Annotated in this window: 3 pseudogenes; all 3 read left to right on the top strand. The window is 74.3% G+C overall.

What is annotated here, in order from left to right:
- A pseudogene (locus ACWDAS_RS41475) lies at positions 1-100 on the top strand (IS481 family transposase); the annotation flags it as partial.
- Positions 101-122: 22 nt separating this feature from the next.
- Positions 123-734, top strand: a pseudogene (locus ACWDAS_RS41470) (class I SAM-dependent methyltransferase); the annotation flags it as partial.
- 62 nt (positions 735-796) lie between these two features.
- A pseudogene (locus ACWDAS_RS41465) lies at positions 797-1,051 on the top strand (hypothetical protein); the annotation flags it as partial.

Below are 1,051 nucleotides of genomic sequence, written 5' to 3'. Positions count from 1 at the left end.
AGACTTCCTCCACACCTACAACCACCACCGCTGCCACACCGCACTCGGCGGCCACCCACCGATCAGCCGCGTGAACAACGCTGCGGGTCAATACAGCTAGGCCGCACGACGTCAAGGCAATGGGGGATCTGCTGCCGCTGGACATCGAGCGCTGGTGCGCCGCCCCGGACTCCGCCGACACCACCGTCCTGAACCGCTGCGCCGGCCCCGTTCTCGACGTGGGTTGCGGACCGGGACGTCTGGTCGCCGCCCTTGCCGCCCGGGGCGTGCGCGCCCTCGGCGTGGACGTCAGCCCGGCCGCGGTGGCCCGGACTCGGCGACACGGGGGTTCCGCTGTGCGCCGGTCCGTCTTCGACCGCCTGCCGGGGGAGGGCCGATGGGTCAGCGTTCTGCTGATGGACGGCAACGTCGGCATTGGCGGCGACCCCCACGCCCTCCTGACCCGCCTGCGCACCCTGGTCGCGCCCGGCGGGCGCCTCCTGGCAGAGGCCGCGCCGCACGACATCGACGAGCGCCTCACCGTCAGAGTCGAAGACGATCACGGTCGGCACGGCCGCCCCTTTCCCTGGGCCCGCCTCGGCACCACCGCCCTGCTGCGCACCGCCGAGGCGACGGGGTGGATCCCGTCCGGCCGGTGGTCCGACGCGGGCCGCCCGTTCGTGGAACTGCACCGGCCTCGGCCCGGGCAGCACGATGAGCGCCCCATGACCACCAGAAGGCCCGGGCACTCGTGAGCGACGCTGCCGCCGCACAGCACCAGTCACCGCAGCCGCCCTCGGGTCAGGCTGCGGCATCCGTGAACCGTGGATCGGCCCGTATCCGCACCATCGTCGTCGCGGTTCTGCTCGCCCTGCTGACCGCCGTCGTCGTCGGCACCGTCCGCGCGGGCGACAGCGTGAGCGACCCCGGTCGCCTGCTGGCCGGATACGCCGTGGCCTGGGCGCTGTTCGCCGCCGCGGCATGGGCCGTTCGCAAGGTCCCGGTACGCGCCGCCATCGGACTGGTCCTGGCCGGGGCGGCCGCCGTGGCGCTGGCCGGGCTCGCCGCGCCG

The sequence above is a fragment of the Streptomyces sp. NPDC001070 genome, assembly GCF_053598835.1.
The sequence above is the reverse complement of the archived record's forward strand: the minus strand, read 5'-3'. Positions and strand labels throughout refer to the sequence as shown.